Below are 15456 nucleotides of genomic sequence, written 5' to 3'. Positions count from 1 at the left end.
AGAGACGGCGATTGTTCACAGGCCGCGAGAGCCCCGCTTGACCGCACCCAAAGCCCTCTTCGTCTCCTCGAACCGGATCGGCGACTGCGTCATTTCGTCGGGCGTGATCCGCGAGATCGCGCGCCAGCTCCCGGGCGTGCAGATCACGGTGGCCTGCGGCCGACCGCCCGCCCCCTTCTTCCGTTCGGCGCCAAACGTCGAGCGGGTCATCGTTCTCGACAAGAAGAAGGCCGCCGGACACTGGGTCGATCTGTGGAAACAGGTGCGCGGGACGAAGTGGGATCTAATCGTCGATATTCGCGGTTCGGCCCTGGCCTGGCTGATCCCCGCCCGGCGCCGCATCGTCTATAATCGCCGCTGGGAAACCGGCCTGCGCAAGGTCGAGATGGTGTCGCGCCTGATGGGTTCGGCGACGTCGCTGGACCCGGAAATCTGGCTCGATGATCAGGCCCGCGCCGAGGCCGCCGCCGTTATCGATCCGCAACTGGCGGGCGGCGCCGGACCCGGGCCGATCGTCGCCCTGGCGCCCATCGCCCACCAGCCTGGCAAGTCGTGGCCCGCCGATCGCTGGGGCCAGCTGGTCGAGAAGCTGAAGGCCGAGCCCCGCTTCGACGGCTGGCGCTTCATGCCCGTCGGCGGGCCGGGCGACCGTCCGCCCGCGACGCCGGCTCTGCAAGCCGCCGGCGACCGCGCCATCGACTGCGTGGGCAAGGGCGACATCCTGTGCTCGGCCGCCGCCATTGATCGCGCGGCCCTGTTTGTCGGCAACGACTCCGGCCTGATGCACGTGTCGGCGGCCCTCGGCCGGCCTACGCTGGGCCTGTTCGGGCCCACCGAATGGTGGCTCTACGGGCCGTGGGGCGCAAAGACCCGCACGGTCGCCTCCAACGAGACGCGCGGCCAGTTCGCCCCCATCGAGGACTTGACCGTCGACCACGTCTTTGAAGGGGTCCTGGCGCTTCACGACGCCTTCATCGGCGGCGCAAACCCCGACGAGCCTTGAATTATAGGGCTTCAGTCGTCATATTCCCGCAGCCGGGAACGCGCCGCCTCTGTCGCGCGCTGAGCCCTGCGAGATTATCGCCTGTCTTCTGACCACATAAGGAAACGACGCCCATTCGCCGTCCCATGCAAGCGCCGCCCGTCAAGGACGGGCCGCCCATCAACCAGGAAATCCGTGCGCCGCGCGTGCTGCTGATCGATCAGAACGGCGAAAAGCAGGGCGTCATGCCGCTGTCGGCCGCGCTGGAAGCCGCTGAAGAGGCGGGTCTGGACCTCGTCCAGATCGTCGGCAACACCGAGACCCCGGTCTGCAAGATCCTGGACTACGGCAAGCATCGTTTTCAGGAGCAGAAGAAGAAGGCTGAGGCGCGCAAGCGTCAGAAGGTCGTCGAGCTCAAGGAAATCAAGCTCCGTCCGAACATCGACACCCATGACTACGACGTCAAGGCCAAGGCGATGCACCGCTTCTTCGACGAAGGCGACAAGGTCAAGGTGACCCTGCGCTTCCGTGGCCGCGAGATGGCGCACCCGGAACTGGGCATGAAGCTGCTCAACAAGGTGCAGGCGGACTTCGACGAGGTCGCCAAGGTCGAATACGCGCCGCGTATGGAAGGCCGCCAGATGATCATGATCCTGGCGCCGCGCTAAGGCCCCATCGCTCATCAGAAAAGCCCCGGTCTCCGACCGGGGCTTTTTCTTGTCTTTGTCCGTGCATCCAGAATACCGGAGGTTTTCAACATCACGGTTCGGGGGAACGGGAATGTCGGGGTTGGGATTGCGGGCGTTCGCCCTGGCGTTGGCCATTGTCATGGCCGGGGCGACAACAGGCGGGGTCGAGGCCCAGACTCCGTCGCTGGACATCTACGGCGCCGCGCCGGCCATTGATCACATGCAGTTGTCGCCGAGCGGCGAACTGATCGCTCGAGTGGTGGTGGCCGGAGAGACTCGGGGCCTCGCCGTCACGCGCATCGAGACGGGAGAGCATCTCTTCGCCGCCTCGATCGGCGACGCCAAGGTGCGTGATCTGCGCTGGGTCGGCGAGACCAAGGTTCTGATCATCTCATCCCAGACCCAGTCCATTCCGACGCTGGGCGTGCCGCGCTCGGAACTCTTCTACGGAATGGTCCTGGACCTGGAGACGCAGAAGCTGGTTCACGTCCTTAACAATACCCCCGACGTGCTGGGCGTCCTCTACGGCGGGGCCTCCGTTCGTCAGACGTCGCAGGGGTCCGCCCTGTTCGCGCGCGGCGTCAACATCGCCAACGGACAGATCAATCTGCACAGGGTCGACCTCAGGACCGGGCGGGGCCGCGCCGTCGTGGCCATGGATCGGGATACGACCGACTATGTGCTGGACGGACAGGGCGAGGTCATCGCCATCGCCCATTATGTCGAACACAGCGGGCGATGGTCCTTGCGCCTGCCAGACAGCAACCGTTACCGCGAGGTCTGGGGCGTCGACGCCCCGGTCGACACCCCGGGGCTTGTCGGCATGGGCCGGACGCCGCGCACCATCGTGATCAGCGCCGTGCGACCCGACCTCGCGGTCGAGGACGCCGACTCGGAGACGGGCCATGAACTGTTCGAAGTGAATGTCGACACGGGAGAATGGACCCGCCTGCCGTTTGAGCGGCATCCCGGCTTTCTGGTCCATCACCCCGAAACGCGCCTGCTGATCGGCGCGGGACGAACCGAGGACCTGGGCGTTCGCTATGAATTCACGGAAGCGACCGCGGCCCGGCGGTGGCGCGCCATCGAGCGGGCCTTCCCAGACAAGGCGCCGCGTCTGGTGTCGTGGAACGACGACCTGACGCAAATTCTCGTCTTCATTGATGTCGGGGAGTCCGGGATTTATCAGCTTGTCGACTTCGAGACGGGCCGCGCCACGGTGGTGGCCGAGGCCTATGCGGCCATTCCGGCGGAGCAGGTCGGCGTCATGCGCTCGATCCGCTATCCGGCGGCCGACGGGCTGGAGATTCACGGCTACCTGACGCTGCCGCCGGGGATGGAGACGCCGTCAGGCCTGCCCCTGGTCGTTCTGGCCCACGGCGGGCCGGCCGCGCGCGACGCCGCCGGGTTCGACTACTGGGCCCAGGCGCTCGCGTCGCGGGGCTACGCCGTCCTGCAAGCCAACTTCCGGGGTTCCACCGGATATGGGCGGGCGTTCCTCGAAGCTGGCTATGGCGAGTGGGGCCGCAAGATGCAGACGGACCTGTCCGACGGGGTGCGCTGGCTGGCCGCCGAAGGGATCGCCGACCCCGATCGGGTCTGTATCGTCGGGGCCAGCTACGGGGGGTATGCGGCCATGGCTGGCCTGACGCTCGACAAGGCGGTCTATCGCTGCGGCGTCTCCGTCAGCGGCGTGTCGGATCTACGCCGAATGGTGAACTGGGAAGCTCGCCAGCAAGCCCAGCGGAACAGCCAGACCGTCCGTTACTGGAACCGGTTCATGGGCGCGGCGCGGCTGAACGACCGGGCGCTGGACGCCTTGTCGCCCGCGCTGCTGGCCGAGACAGTGGATCGCCCCCTGCTGCTGCTCCATGGCAAGGACGACACCGTGGTTCCGATTGAGCAAAGCCGGGTCATGGCCCAGGCCCTGCGCAGCGCGGGCAAGGCGGTGGAGTTGGTCGAACTGCCGGGCGAGGACCATTGGTTGTCGCGCGCCGACACCCGCCAGCAGATGCTGCGTGAAACGGTGCGCTTCCTCGAAGCCAACAACCCCGTCGAGTTGAAACCGACGGCGCAGTGACTCCGCTTGCCTCGCGACGGCGTTCGGCGTACAAGCCGCGCCTTCGCGTACCGAACAGCCGGGCTAACAGGCATGCCTGGGCCGTTCGTTTCAGCTCCGCACTACGGGCTCATGCAGCTCGAAGAGCGGTAGCCCACTAAAATAGAGAGAGTGAAAATGCCGAAACTGAAGACGAAGTCTGGCGCCAAGAAGCGCTTCAAATTCACGGCGACCGGCAAGGTGAAAGCTGGCGTTGCGGGCAAGCGTCACCGCTTGATCAGCCACAACTCCAAGTACATCCGCCAGAACCGCGGCACCTCGGTCATGGCCGACGCCGACGCCAAGAAGATCAAGTCCTACATGCCGTACGCCTGATCGGCGCACGCAAGACTGATCTCTCACGCATCTGAATTTGAACTAAGTCCCTCAAGCAGCGAGGCCCGACGGGCCGGGCGCTAGGGACTTCCCGAAGGGAAAAACAAAATGGCACGCGTCAAACGGGGCGTTACGTCCCACGCCAAGCACAAGAAGGTTCTGAAGCAGGCCAAGGGCTTCTACGGCCGCCGCAAGAATACGATCCGTACGGCCAAGGCCGCTGTCGACCGCGCCGGCCAGTACGCCTACCGCGACCGTCGCAACAAGAAGCGTTCGTTCCGCGCCCTGTGGATCCAGCGCATCAACGCCGCCGCCCGTCTGGAAGGCTTCACCTACTCGCAGTTCATCCATGGTCTGGACAAGGCCGGCATCGTGCTGGACCGCAAGGTCCTGTCGACGATCGCCGCCGACGAAGCCAGCTTCAAGGCCATCGCCGAGAAGGTCCGCGCCGCTCTGGCCGCCTAAGTCTCGCGACTGCGCTCAAGCCGTTCAGCCCCGCGGGCTGAGCGCTAGCGCCAAAAGACAAAAACGCCCGTCCCGTTCGCCGGGGCGGGCGTTTTTCATGGCTCAGCCTGACTTTTGGGCGGGTGGGACGTTGGTTCGGCGGCCGGCTCGAATGGCGAGCCGGCGGTTCAGGAGGCTTGGTCCATGTCCGTCGCCCGCGTCACCGAAATCACCGCATCGTCCACCGTCAGCTTCGATGACGCTGTCGCCCAGGGCGTAGCTCGCGCAGACAAGACCCTCCGTCACGTCGAAGGAGCCTGGATCCAGGATCAGAAGGTCGTGGTCCGCAACGGTCAGATCGCCGAATACCGGGTCAACATGAAGGTCACGTTCGTTCTCGCCGACTGAGCCTGATCGACGCTGAAGGCTTTGCGTGACGGCCATGTCGGGCTAGACGCTGCGGACCATGACCGATCTCGCCCAGCTAGAACTCGACCTGATCAACGCCATCGGAGCGGCCTCAAGCGTCGCAGCGATCGAAGAGGTGCGCGTCGCCGCACTCGGCAAGACCGGGACCGTCTCCGCCTTGCTCAAGGGCATGGGCGCGCTCAGCCCCGATGAACGCCGTGAACAGGGGCCGATCATCAACGGCCTGCGGGACCGGGTCAGCACGGGCATCGCCGCGCGGAAGGCCGAGCTTGAGGCTGCGGAACTGGACGCCCGGCTGCTGGCCGAACGCGTCGATCTGACCCTGCCCAGCCGTCCGCGTCGCAAGGGCGGGGTGCACCCGACCATGCAGGTCATGGACGAGATGATCGCCCTGTTCGCCGAGATGGGCTTCGCCGTGGCCGAGGGCCCTGACATCGAGGACGACTTCCACAACTTCACCGCGCTGAACTTCCCGCCCAAGCATCCGGCGCGGGAAATGCACGACACCTTCTTCCTGAAGCCCGACCCCGAGACAGGCGAGCGCAAGGTCCTGCGCACCCACACCAGCCCGGTGCAGGTGCGAACCATGATGTCGCAGAAGCCGCCGATCCGCATCATCGCGCCGGGCCGCACCTTCCGTAAGGATTCCGACGCCACCCACACGCCGATGTTCCACCAGATCGAGGGTCTGGTGATCGACCGCGACATCCATATGGGCCATCTGAAGACGACGCTGGAGACCTTCATCGCCCGCTTCTTCGAACTGGAGGACGTCAACGCCCGCTTCCGCCCGCACCACTTCCCCTTCACCGAGCCCTCGGCCGAGATGGACATCCGTTGCGACCGTTCGGGCGGCAAGCTGACCTTGAACGAAGGCGATGACTGGCTCGAAATCCTCGGCTGCGGCATGGTTCACCCGAACGTGCTGCGCAACTGCGGTATCGATCCGGATGAGTATCAGGGCTTCGCCTTCGGTATGGGCGTCGATCGCCTGGCCATGCTGAAGTACGGCGTCTCCGACCTGCGGCCCATGTTCGACGCCGATACGCGCTGGCTGGCGCACTACGGCTTCTCCGCCTTCGCCGCGCCCAACCCGGCCAGCGGCCTCAGCTGATTTTCGAGAGTATAGATATGACCGATCAGACCCCGATGTCCCCCGAAGAGAAGTTCGGCCGCGAACTGGTCGCCCGCACGACCTTCGAGAAGGAGGCTGTCTGGCTGCCCTCCCTGGCGGTGCATCACATGAACGCCGGTCAAACCGTCATCGACGGCAAGACCTTCACCGAGTGCCTGATCGAAGGGCCGGCGGTGATGGCGGTCATGACCGGCACCAGTTTCGACACCTGCAACATGGGCGTCGCCGAGGACCCCCGGACCCTGCTGCTCGACCCGCGCGGCGATATGATCGCGGGCGCCGTCGGCATGTCCAACTGCCGCTTCGTGCGCTGCCGCTTCGTCCAGGTGGCCTTCACGGGCGCGCGTGAAATGCTGGATCAGATTGAGCAGGACCTGCGCAGCGCGCGCGCCGAGGCGGCCCAGGCATGACCGAGGCTGCGACCGCTCCCCTGACGCTTGAGCCGCTCGGCCCCGGCCCGGTCTACACCCAGATCAATATCTGGCTGCCGCAGCTCTTCATCGAGAACGTGCGCACGGGCTCCCAGTTGATCTCGGAGCGGCGCTTCGAGGGCTGCCTGTTCGAGGGGCCGGCCGTGATCCTGCCGATCGAAGGGTGCAGTTTCGACGGCTGCGACCTGGGCGACGCCCAAGGCGACCCGCGCAGCCTGATGCTGGCGCCGCAGGGCGCCTCGCGCGTCGTGGGTCCAATCGCCTTCAGGAACTGCCAGTTCGTCAACTGCCGCTTCGTCGGCGTGGGCTTCACCGGCGCGCCGGCCTTCCTGGACGATATGGCCCGGGCTATCGGCGGCGGGGCAGGCCAATGAAGTTCACGCTTTCCTGGCTGAAGGAACATCTCGACACGGCCGCCGAGGTCGATCAGGTCGCCGCCGCCATGACCATGGCGGGACTGGAGGTCGAAGAGGTCCATGACCCCATCGCGGCCCTGGCTCCCTTCACCGTCGCCAGGATCGTCTCGGCCGAGCGCCACCCCAACGCCGACCGTTTGCAGGTCTGCCAGGTGGACACGGTGGACGGCCGCAAGGAAATCGTCTGCGGCGCCCCGAACGCGCGGGCTGGCCTGACCACCATCTACGCCCCCATCGGCGCCTATGTGCCCGGCCTGGGCGTGACCCTGGTGGAGAAGCCCGTGCGCGGCGTGGTGTCGAACGGCATGCTGTGCTCGGGCTCCGAGCTGGAGCTGGCGGACGACAGCGACGGCATTCTGGAGCTGAGCGACGACCTGCAGGTGGGCTTGCCCGCCGCCGGCGTCTTCGGCGCCGAGCCGGTGATCGACTTCGAGGTGACGCCGAACCGGCCCGACTGGCTGGGCGTGTCGGGCATCGCGCGGGACCTGGCCGCCACGGGGCTGGGCGCGCTGACGACGCCGGACATTCAGCCGGTCGCGGGCGGTTTCGCCTCGCCCGTCGCCGTGCGGATCGATGCGCCCCACCTGTGCCCGGTCTTCGCCGGCCGTGTCATTCGCGGCGTGCAGAACGGCCCGTCGCCGGCCTGGCTGCAGCATCGCCTGACGGCGATCGGCCTGCGGTCGATCAACCGCCTCGTCGATATCACCAACCTGATCTCCTACGATCGGGCGCGGCCGCTGCATGTCTATGACCTGGCCAAGCTGTCGGGACAGACGATCGTCGTGCGCGCCGGGCTGACGGCGCAGGACACTGGCGAGCCCGAGCACCTGATCGCCCTGGACGGCAAGACCTACGCCGCCTCGTCCTCCGACTGCGTGATCGCTGACGCCGAGGGCGAGCGCCCGATTGGTCTCGGCGGCGTCATGGGCGGCGAAAGCACGGGCTGCTCTGACGAGACGATCGACGTCTTTGTCGAGAGCGCCTGGTTCGAGCCGCTGGCTATCGCCCAGACGGGTCGCGCACTGGGGATCAGTTCGGACGCCCAGTATCGTTTCGCGCGCGGCGTGGACACGGCGTCGGTCGTTCCGGGTCTGGAACTGGCCACGCGGTTGATCCTTGATCTCTGCGGCGGCGAGCCGTCCGAGATCGTGGTGACGGGCGAGGCGCCGGCTGCGCCCGTCGGCTTCGCCTTCGACCCGGCCTATGTGCAGCGCCTGTCGGGTTTGAGCCTGACCGACGACCGCATTTTCGAGATCCTGACCGCGCTGGGTTTCACCGTAATGCGCGGGTCGCCCTGGACCGTGGTGCCGCCGTCGTGGCGCCGCGATGTCGAAGGGGCCGCCGATCTGGTCGAGGAGGTGGCGCGCATCGAGGGTTTCGACTCCCTGCCGCACACGCCCCTGCCCGAGGTCGCCCGCAAGGCGCAGGGCGTTCTCAGCCCGCGTCAGGCGCGCGTCCGCGTCGCGCGTCGCGCCCTGGCCAGCCTGGGTTACGCCGAGGCCGTGACCTGGTCCTTCACCCGGCAATCGACCGCGGCCCTGTTCGGCGGCGGCGATGAGCGGCTGGTGCTGGAGAACCCCATCGCGGCGGACCTCGACTGCATGCGGCCGTCGGTCCTGCCCAACCTGGTCCAGGCGGCGGCGCGCAACGCCGCGCGCGGCCACGCCGATGCGGCCCTGTTCGAGGTCGGCCCAATCTATCTGAACGATCAGCCGAACGGCCAACGCATGGCCATCGCGGGCCTGGTCGCGCCCCACGCCGACCGGCACTGGGGCGGGACGGGCGACGACCCTCTGTTCGGTCTCAAGGGCGACCTCTTCGCCCTGCTGGAAGAGATCGGCGCGCCAGTCGGATCGCTGCAACTGGTCCAGGGTTCGAACCAGGGCTGGTGGCATCCGGGTCGTTCGGCCCGTCTGCAGTTGGGACCCAAGAACGTCATCGTCGAGTTCGGCGAACTGCACCCCCGCGTGCTCAAGGCCATGGATGCGGACGGTCCCATGCTGGCCTTCGAGGTCATTCTGGACGCCGTGCCTGAACCGCGCGGCCAGAAGGGCGGCAAGGCCCGTGGCGCGGCGGACCTGCCGAACCTGATGCCGCTCAGCCGCGACTTCGCCTTCCTGCTGGACGAGGCCAGGGCGGTCGGCGACCTGACCCGCGCCGTCGTCGGCGCGGACAAGGCCCTGATCGCCGAGGTGCGCGTCTTCGACGTCTATCGCGGGCAGGGCGTGCCGGAAGGCCAGAAGTCGGTCGCACTCGAGGTCGAGATCCAGCCGCGCGCCGCTACTCTGACCGAGGCCGAAATCGAAGCCCTGAGCGCCAAGGTCGTCGCCGCCGCCGCCAAGGCCGGCGCGGTTCTGCGGAGCTGATCGATGGCGGACAAGAAACCCTGGGCCGAGGTGCAGTTCGAACGCAGCCTGTTCCGCGCCCGCTGGCTGATGGCTCCCTTCTACCTGGGTCTGGTGCTGGCCCTGGTCATGCTGCTCGTCGTCTTCGTGCGCGAGCTGATCTATTACGTGCCGCAGGCCTTCGTCATGGGCGAAGGCCACATGAAGTCGGACGGCGCCATCCTGGCCATCCTCAGCCTGGTGGACCTGTCGCTGGCGGGAAACCTGCTGCTGATCGTCATCTACTCCGGCTACGAGAACTTCGTCTCCAAGCTTGATCTGGACGAGGATCACGTCGACCGTCCGCCGTGGATGGGCACGGTGGACTTCTCTGGCCTGAAGATGAAGCTGATCGCCTCCATCGTGGCGATCTCGGCCATCTATCTGCTCAAGAGCTTCATGAATATCGGCAAGCCGGGCGTTCCGCTGGACGAGGCGGGCCTGATGTGGGCGGTGATTATCCACCTGACCTTCGTGGCCTCGGGCGTGCTGCTCGCGGTCATGGACTGGGTCGCGGCCAAGACCGACAAACACTGAAGCGAAGCTTCTGTGTTTGTTCTTGCTTGGGGGCCTACCGCGCTTCGCGCTACTCGAGGCCGTGATGTGGGGCGTCCTTTGGGCAACTGACAAAGGCTTGATCGCGCGGTGCGTCCCCGAATAGGGCCAGGCAAGGTTCGGTTAACCTTAAAGCCGCAAGGCTGCCGCAAAAGACACGGACGGTAAGGCAAGCCCGCGATGATGGGCGCACCGTCCTCTGTCAGGAGCCTCGACATGCATCGCCGCCAACTGATCCGTTCCAGCCTGGGTCTCGCCGCCGCCGGCGCCCTGCCTGTGGGCCTCGGCGCCTGCGCTACCCGCCAGCCGGTCGATCCCAACTATCCGATCGCTTCGGACCAGACAGCCCAGGCCTATACCTTTGACGAGCTGGTGGCCGCCGGTTCGCGCGAGATGGGCATCGCCGCCGAAGGCATGGGCGCCGCCATCGAGCGCATCTTCGCCGAGCAGGGCGACCGCCCGACCGCCTATATCGCCGGCGAGGAAGCCGCCGGGGCCGCCGTGGTGGGCGTGCGCTACGGCCGCGGGGCCCTGCACATGAAGGACCTGTCGGCCTCGCAGGAAGTGTTCTGGCAAGGGGCTTCGGTCGGCTGGGACGTGGGCGGCAACGCCAGCCGGGTCTTCACCCTGGTCTACGGCCTCTATCACCCCGACATGCTCTATCGCCGCTATCCCGGCGTCGAGGGCTCGGCCTATCTGGTCGCCGGCCTGGGGGTGAACTACCAGCGCGCCGACGGCATCGTCCTGGCCCCCATCCGCACCGGCGTCGGCCTGCGCCTGGGCGCCAACGTCGGCACCATGAGCTACAGCCGCCAGCGGAACATTCTTCCCTTCTAACCCAAAGGAAGAGCGCTCGCCGCGCGGCGACTCGCGGCCTAACCGACGTTTTCTGGGGGCGGCTCGGGCGAAAGAGCCCTTCCAGCCAACGATCTCGCGGTCACACCCAGTTCCCATGAAACGCCGCCGGCAGGGCCACATCGGCGCGCCAGGTGGCGACGGGGCCGTCCTCGACGTGCATCAGGTCCAGAACGTGCAGTTCGCTGACCCCCGCCTTCAGGTTGATGGTGGGACCGACCAGCCAGGCGTCGGCCTCGTGCGTCCCGCCAGGCTTAGGCACATAGACCATCTCGTCGGTGACATGGCCGGGGCCGAAGTCAAAGGACCGCGTGCGGCCTGAGGTCCAGTCCGTCACCGCCACCGCCGAGGCCAGAGGCCGATCGGCGCGCTCGCCCGTGGTGTGCAGGCTGAACCGGCGGGCCAAGCCGGCGCGGCGCGGGTCGCTGCGCGGGAACTCGCCGACCACCCCGGTCCGCTCCAGCCGTCCGCGGCCGTTCGGCTCCAGCACCACCATGGCCAGTTCGGCGGGGTCGTGGCCCAGGGGCACGCCGTTCAGCACCTCATGGGCGCCGCGCGCAGCGAAATTCATATCCTTGTGGGTGCAAAGGTCGAGGCGGATCGTGCCGTCCGCGTCCTCCCAGGCGTCGCCTGCGTGGAAGAAGCCAAAGGGCGGCAGTTCATAGATCCGACGCTGGCTCAGGTCGGCCTTGTCGATCACCAGAATCTGGGTCCCGGCCTGAGGCGTCCATTCAAAGGCCGCCGAGATCGGCATGATGTTGCGTGTATGCACCCAGGGCTGCAGCACGATGACCAGATGCCGAGCCGTGGCGCTGAAGTCATGAACATAGCTGGCGCGCGGCAGAGCGATCAGCTCGGCGGCCTCCAGCGTTCCATTCGCAGCCAGGCGCCAGACCATGGCCTGACGTCCACTGACGCCCAGGTTCCAGATGCGGCCGTCCGGCTCAATGCGCGGATGAGCCAGGAAGGGCATGTTCTTCAGGTCAGGACGCAGGGTGACGAAGTCTTCCGTCGCCAGAGTCTCGGGATCCATGGCCAGGGGCGAGCCCGCTTCCCACAGCGCCCACAGCTTGCCGCCGACCTTATGCACCGAGGTGTTGGCCGGGCTGGCGTCGTCGGCCGAGCCGATCCGGGCGCGCGGGTCCGCCACCGTGCCGAAGCCCGGCATCAGCATGGCCCCCACCTCAGCCTCCTGACGCCGCTTGGGCGTGTCGGCGAAGCGGGCCGCCAGCGACGCTTGGCCGTCTTCGATACGCCAGCGCCGGATCAGGCCGTCGCCGTCGAACCAATGCTGGGACGAACCGCCGGGACGACGGAACTTGGCGGGGCCATTGCGATAGAGACTGCCCGACAGACCAACGGGCGCCCGGCCATGCACCAGTCGCAGCGCCTGCGCAGCCACGTCGCCCTCGACGTCGGCGGTGGCCAGCGCCCAGTCGGCGGTCGCCGCCATGGCTTGCGCCGCATAGGCGCGGTCAGGGGTGAGGACGCGGGCGGCAGCGAGCGCGGCGGCGCCCATGAACAGGGTGCGGCGGGTCGGGGTCATGGCGGTCTCGTCGAACATCAGAGCTTAGCGGATGCGGATGGTCTGGGCCGTGGCGCCGGAGACCTCGAAGCGGGCGCGGTCCCACTTCGCCGGCCCCATGTTGCCCACCGCATTATTGGAAAAGGCGAAGGGCTCGCTCGGCATGCCGAACGGATTGACGTCCATCCTCCCGTTGCCGTTGACGTCGTGGACGGCCTTCATGCCGTAGGTCCCCGCGGGCAGGTCAAACACCGCCTCGCGCTGGCCCGCCGCCACATCGACCTGGGCCACCCGCGCCGGCTGCCCGCCCTCGTAGGACGTCTCGCTGTCATAGAGGGCGACGAGGACCGCGCCGGTCTCGGCGCCCGTCTCGAAGGTCAGGGTCAGGCGACTGTCGGCCGATTGCGCCAGAGCAGGAGCAGCGAAGGCCAGCAGGGCGGCGACGGCGAGAGAGCGGATCATGGCGGGTCCTTTCGGGGACAGCTGAAGAAGTCCTCGCCTTCCTCTGCCGCCTCGCCAAACCTCGCCAGCGGCCTTGCGCCCTCGACCACCGCCCCTTCGTCAACGACCACGTCCTACCATTCGCGAAGCGTCAGTGAACACCTGTCGCCAGAGCGTCAGTTGGCCCTGCGTCAGCGGCCCGGCTTGCCCCCCGCGTCGAGGGGCCGTAAGTCGCAGGACCATGACCCAGAAGACCGCGACCGCCCCGCTGATCTGCCCGTCCATTCTCGCCAGCGACTTCTCGAAGCTGGGCGAGGAAATCCGCGCGCTGGAGACGGCGGGCGCCGACTGGATTCACGTCGACGTCATGGACGGCCACTTCGTGCCCAACCTGACCATCGGCCCGGACGTGGTGAAGGCGCTGCGCCCCCACACCCGCCTGCCGTTCGACGTGCACCTGATGGTCGCGCCGGTCGACAACTGGCTGGAGGCCTACCGCGAGGCAGGCGCCGACATCCTGAGCGTCCACCCGGAAAGCGGTCCCCACGTGCACCGCACCCTCGGCCAGATCCGCCAGTTGGGCGCCAAGGCCGGTCTGGTCTTCAATCCGGCCACGCCGTTGAGCGTTCTGGAAGAAGCCGTCGACCTGGTCGATCTGGTGCTGATCATGTCGGTCAATCCTGGCTTCGGCGGTCAGAAATTCATCGAGTCCTCGCTGAAGAAGATCGAGCGCGCCCGCGCCATCCTCGACCGCGCCGGCTCCAGGGCCCACCTTCAGGTCGACGGCGGGGTTGTGGCCGCCAACGCCGGCGCCTGCCTGTCCGCCGGGGCCGACGCCCTGGTCGCTGGCTCCTTCGTCTTCAAGGGCGGGCCGGACGCCTACGCCGCCAACATCCAGGCGCTTAAGGCCGCCGCCGCGTGAGCCCCCTCGGCCCCTTCGCCCCGCGTGACGCCGAGGGCGGCCTGACCGAGGGCCACATCCCCGGCCTGAAGGGCGCGCCGGTCCGCACCCCGGTCCGCGCCGCCGGCGGTCCCAAGGCCGACCCGGCTCTTTGGGCCGCTATCACCGGCCAATTGGCCGCGCGCCAGCTGTGGATCGAGCTTTACGGCCTGCCCGGCTACACTTGGACATTGAAGGGCGCTCGCGCCGACGGATTCGCCGTCAGCCCGCGCGACTTCCGCCCCCTGCGCGAAGAGGCCCCGCGTCCGCTGCTGTCGGGTCGCTTCACCCTGGCGGGGCTGAGCCTCGACGCCGAGGGTCCCGCCGACCTGTGGAACCGGCCCACGCCAAGCCGCGCCTTCGCTGTCGAACTGCACGCCTTCGTCTGGATGCCCGAGATGATGGCCCACGGCGATCGCGGCGCGCGCGAAGCCCTGGCCCTGACGCTGGCCTGGGACGACCTGTTCAACCGCTGGTCGCCCTTCTCCTGGGACCCCGACATCCTGGCGCGGCGCACCTATCACCTGGCCTGCGCCGGTCGGCGTCTGGCCGGAGTGGCGACCGAGGCAGAGCGCCTGCGCCTGACCGACATTCTGGCGCGCCAGGCGCGCCAGCTGCTGCGTCCGCCGGGCGGGTTGATGGGTCGAGCCGAGCGACTGACCGTCGCCGCTGTCGCCGGCTGCGCCCTTGCGGGCAAGGCCGGGGCCGGCCTGCGCCGAGCCGCGCTCAGACGTCTGCTGGGCGCGCTGGAGGCCACCGTCGCCGCTGACGGCCATCACGCCGCCCGTGCGCCGGAAATGGGTCTGGAGTTGCTCCTCGACCTGCTGACCCTGGACGACGCCCTGGCGCAACTGTCCGAACCGACGCCCGAACCCGTCGCTGCGGCCATCTCGCGCCTGACGACCGCCTTGCGCGTTCTGGCCCTGCCCGATGGGCGGCTGGCCGCCTTCCAGGGCGGCGGGCCTTCCACGCCGGAGCGTGTCACTGCCGCGCGCGCCCATGACGATACGCCCGCCCCGCCGCCCAGCGGCGCGGTCGGCGGACTGGTGCGGGTCGCCAGCCCCCTGCTGACCGTCATGGTCGATGTCGAAGCCCCGACGCGCGGCGCCTGGTCCGTCGCCGCCTGCGGTCAACCGGCGGCGCTGGAGGTCGTCTGCGGCCGTGACCGCCTGTTCACCTCGGCTGGATGGACGCCCCGCGCCCTGGATCGCCAGGCCCTGCGCCTGACGCCGGGCGCCTCGACGCTGACGCTCGGCGAACAGCCCCTGGGCGAGCCCCTGTCCGGCTGGAAGGCCGAGTTGCTCGGCCCCCGCCTGATCGGTCCGGTCCTGCATGTCAGCCGCGATCATCGGGAGGGCGACGGCGCCGTCTGGCTGGAGGTCGAGCACGACGGCTGGATGCCGGGTTACGGCCTGATGCATCAGCGCCGCCTCTATCTGGATCAGCGCCTCGACGAACTGCGCGCCGAGGAGCGCCTGCACCCGCCCGAAGGCCGCCCCGACGTGACCCGCGCCATCGCCGCCCCCTACGCCCTGCGCTTCCAGCTAGAGCCCGGCGTTCAGGCCTCGCTGGCCCGCGACCGCCGCTCCATCCTGCTGCGCGGCCATTCGGGTCGCGGCTGGTGGTTCCGCAGCGACGGCCCCGACGTAGCCATCGAACCCGCCGTCCACGTCGACGAGGGCCTGACGCGACGCTCCTTGCAGATCGTCGTCCGCGGCTCCGCCCGCACCGACGCCGACACCAAGATCCGCTGGAAGCTGAGCCCGGCGGGCGCCGCTGGCGATCCGCACTAGCGC

16 protein-coding genes are annotated in these 15456 nt (G+C 68.1%); 14 read left to right on the top strand and 2 right to left on the bottom strand.

Features of this window, described 5'->3' with window-relative positions; all coding sequences use genetic code 11:
- Window positions 1-37: 37 nt before the first annotated feature.
- The 12 genes from B4A39_RS01105 (at window position 38) to B4A39_RS01050 (ending at window position 10736) form a co-directional block, all read left to right on the top strand.
- Window positions 38-1003 carry a glycosyltransferase family 9 protein gene (locus B4A39_RS01105; protein WP_292032346.1) on the top strand — a complete coding sequence of 322 codons (966 nt, stop codon included), beginning with the start codon at window positions 38-40 and terminating at the stop codon, window positions 1001-1003.
- 125 nt (window positions 1004-1128) lie between these two features.
- Window positions 1129-1650, top strand: a complete 522-nt coding sequence (infC, locus tag B4A39_RS01100; protein WP_292032344.1) for a translation initiation factor IF-3 — start codon at window positions 1129-1131, stop codon at window positions 1648-1650.
- 112 nt (window positions 1651-1762) lie between these two features.
- Entirely contained in the window at window positions 1763-3751 is a 1989-nt protein-coding gene (locus tag B4A39_RS01095; protein WP_292032342.1) for an alpha/beta hydrolase family protein, read from the top strand.
- Between the two features lie 156 nt (window positions 3752-3907).
- Complete coding sequence (rpmI, locus tag B4A39_RS01090) at window positions 3908-4105, top strand: 50S ribosomal protein L35 (RefSeq protein WP_003166435.1); 198 nt, start codon at window positions 3908-3910, stop codon at window positions 4103-4105.
- A gap of 108 nt (window positions 4106-4213) precedes the next feature.
- Window positions 4214-4570 (top strand): 50S ribosomal protein L20, encoded by a 357-nt coding sequence (rplT, locus tag B4A39_RS01085; protein WP_105562776.1) that lies wholly within the window; start codon window positions 4214-4216, stop codon window positions 4568-4570.
- Between the two features lie 183 nt (window positions 4571-4753).
- Window positions 4754-4957, top strand: coding sequence for a dodecin family protein (locus B4A39_RS01080; RefSeq protein ID WP_292032337.1), 204 nt, complete (start codon window positions 4754-4756; stop codon window positions 4955-4957).
- A gap of 58 nt (window positions 4958-5015) precedes the next feature.
- The gene (gene pheS / locus B4A39_RS01075) at window positions 5016-6092 is read left to right on the top strand and encodes a phenylalanine--tRNA ligase subunit alpha (RefSeq protein WP_292032335.1); all 1077 of its coding nucleotides are present in this window, start codon (window positions 5016-5018) and stop codon (window positions 6090-6092) included.
- A 17-nt stretch (window positions 6093-6109) separates the two neighbouring features.
- Window positions 6110-6523 carry a hypothetical protein gene (locus B4A39_RS01070; protein ID WP_292032333.1) on the top strand — a complete coding sequence of 138 codons (414 nt, stop codon included), beginning with the start codon at window positions 6110-6112 and terminating at the stop codon, window positions 6521-6523.
- A complete protein-coding gene (locus B4A39_RS01065) occupies window positions 6520-6918 on the top strand; it encodes a hypothetical protein (RefSeq protein ID WP_292032331.1) in 399 nt (132 codons plus the stop codon). Before B4A39_RS01070 ends, B4A39_RS01065 begins: the two co-directional genes overlap by 4 nt.
- Window positions 6915-9326, top strand: a complete 2412-nt coding sequence (gene pheT, locus B4A39_RS01060) for a phenylalanine--tRNA ligase subunit beta (RefSeq protein WP_292032329.1) — start codon at window positions 6915-6917, stop codon at window positions 9324-9326. The genes B4A39_RS01065 and pheT overlap by 4 nt, the downstream gene beginning before the upstream one ends.
- Window positions 9327-9329: 3 nt before the next feature.
- Entirely contained in the window at window positions 9330-9881 is a 552-nt protein-coding gene (locus tag B4A39_RS01055) for a TIGR00645 family protein (protein WP_292032327.1), read from the top strand.
- Between the two features lie 234 nt (window positions 9882-10115).
- Window positions 10116-10736, top strand: a complete 621-nt coding sequence (locus B4A39_RS01050; RefSeq protein WP_292032325.1) for an EipA family protein — start codon at window positions 10116-10118, stop codon at window positions 10734-10736.
- Between the two features lie 100 nt (window positions 10737-10836).
- Here the strand turns inward: B4A39_RS01050 and B4A39_RS01045 are convergent, their stop codons facing one another.
- Together B4A39_RS01045 and B4A39_RS01040 are read right to left on the bottom strand one after the other, a co-directional pair.
- A complete protein-coding gene (locus B4A39_RS01045; protein ID WP_292032323.1) occupies window positions 10837-12300 on the bottom strand; it encodes a carotenoid oxygenase family protein in 1464 nt (487 codons plus the stop codon).
- Window positions 12301-12324: 24 nt separating this feature from the next.
- Window positions 12325-12741, bottom strand: a complete 417-nt coding sequence (locus B4A39_RS01040; RefSeq protein ID WP_292032320.1) for a DUF2141 domain-containing protein — start codon at window positions 12739-12741, stop codon at window positions 12325-12327.
- A 220-nt stretch (window positions 12742-12961) separates the two neighbouring features.
- On the opposite strand from B4A39_RS01040, the gene rpe reads away from it, so the two are divergent.
- Together rpe and B4A39_RS01030 are read left to right on the top strand one after the other, a co-directional pair.
- Window positions 12962-13642: a ribulose-phosphate 3-epimerase gene (rpe, locus tag B4A39_RS01035; protein ID WP_292032319.1), complete on the top strand. Its 681-nt coding sequence runs from the start codon at window positions 12962-12964 to the stop codon at window positions 13640-13642.
- Window positions 13639-15453: a heparinase II/III family protein gene (locus tag B4A39_RS01030; protein ID WP_292032317.1), complete on the top strand. Its 1815-nt coding sequence runs from the start codon at window positions 13639-13641 to the stop codon at window positions 15451-15453. The genes rpe and B4A39_RS01030 overlap by 4 nt, the downstream gene beginning before the upstream one ends.
- The last annotated feature ends 3 nt before the right edge of the window (window positions 15454-15456 follow it).

This window comes from Brevundimonas sp. UBA4553 (assembly GCF_002387245.1).
GTDB lineage: Bacteria > Pseudomonadota > Alphaproteobacteria > Caulobacterales > Caulobacteraceae > Brevundimonas.
The sequence above is the reverse complement of the archived record's forward strand: the minus strand, read 5'-3'. Positions and strand labels throughout refer to the sequence as shown.

Bases quoted from the DNA above. Each gene is read 5' to 3' on its own strand.
- B4A39_RS01050 (WP_292032325.1), top strand. From the start codon at position 10,116: ATGCATCGCCGCCAACTGATCCGTTCCAGCCTGGGTCTCGCCGCCGCC.
- B4A39_RS01095 (WP_292032342.1), top strand. From the start codon at position 1,763: ATGTCGGGGTTGGGATTGCGGGCGTTCGCCCTGGCGTTGGCCATTGTC.
- B4A39_RS01045 (WP_292032323.1), bottom strand. From the start codon at position 12,300: ATGACCCCGACCCGCCGCACCCTGTTCATGGGCGCCGCCGCGCTCGCT.
- B4A39_RS01055 (WP_292032327.1), top strand. From the start codon at position 9,330: ATGGCGGACAAGAAACCCTGGGCCGAGGTGCAGTTCGAACGCAGCCTG.
- B4A39_RS01070 (WP_292032333.1), top strand. From the start codon at position 6,110: ATGACCGATCAGACCCCGATGTCCCCCGAAGAGAAGTTCGGCCGCGAA.
- B4A39_RS01080 (WP_292032337.1), top strand. From the start codon at position 4,754: ATGTCCGTCGCCCGCGTCACCGAAATCACCGCATCGTCCACCGTCAGC.
- infC (WP_292032344.1), top strand. From the start codon at position 1,129: ATGCAAGCGCCGCCCGTCAAGGACGGGCCGCCCATCAACCAGGAAATC.
- rpe (WP_292032319.1), top strand. From the start codon at position 12,962: ATGACCCAGAAGACCGCGACCGCCCCGCTGATCTGCCCGTCCATTCTC.
- rpmI (WP_003166435.1), top strand. From the start codon at position 3,908: ATGCCGAAACTGAAGACGAAGTCTGGCGCCAAGAAGCGCTTCAAATTC.
- B4A39_RS01065 (WP_292032331.1), top strand. From the start codon at position 6,520: ATGACCGAGGCTGCGACCGCTCCCCTGACGCTTGAGCCGCTCGGCCCC.
- pheS (WP_292032335.1), top strand. From the start codon at position 5,016: ATGACCGATCTCGCCCAGCTAGAACTCGACCTGATCAACGCCATCGGA.
- B4A39_RS01040 (WP_292032320.1), bottom strand. From the start codon at position 12,741: ATGATCCGCTCTCTCGCCGTCGCCGCCCTGCTGGCCTTCGCTGCTCCT.
- rplT (WP_105562776.1), top strand. From the start codon at position 4,214: ATGGCACGCGTCAAACGGGGCGTTACGTCCCACGCCAAGCACAAGAAG.
- pheT (WP_292032329.1), top strand. From the start codon at position 6,915: ATGAAGTTCACGCTTTCCTGGCTGAAGGAACATCTCGACACGGCCGCC.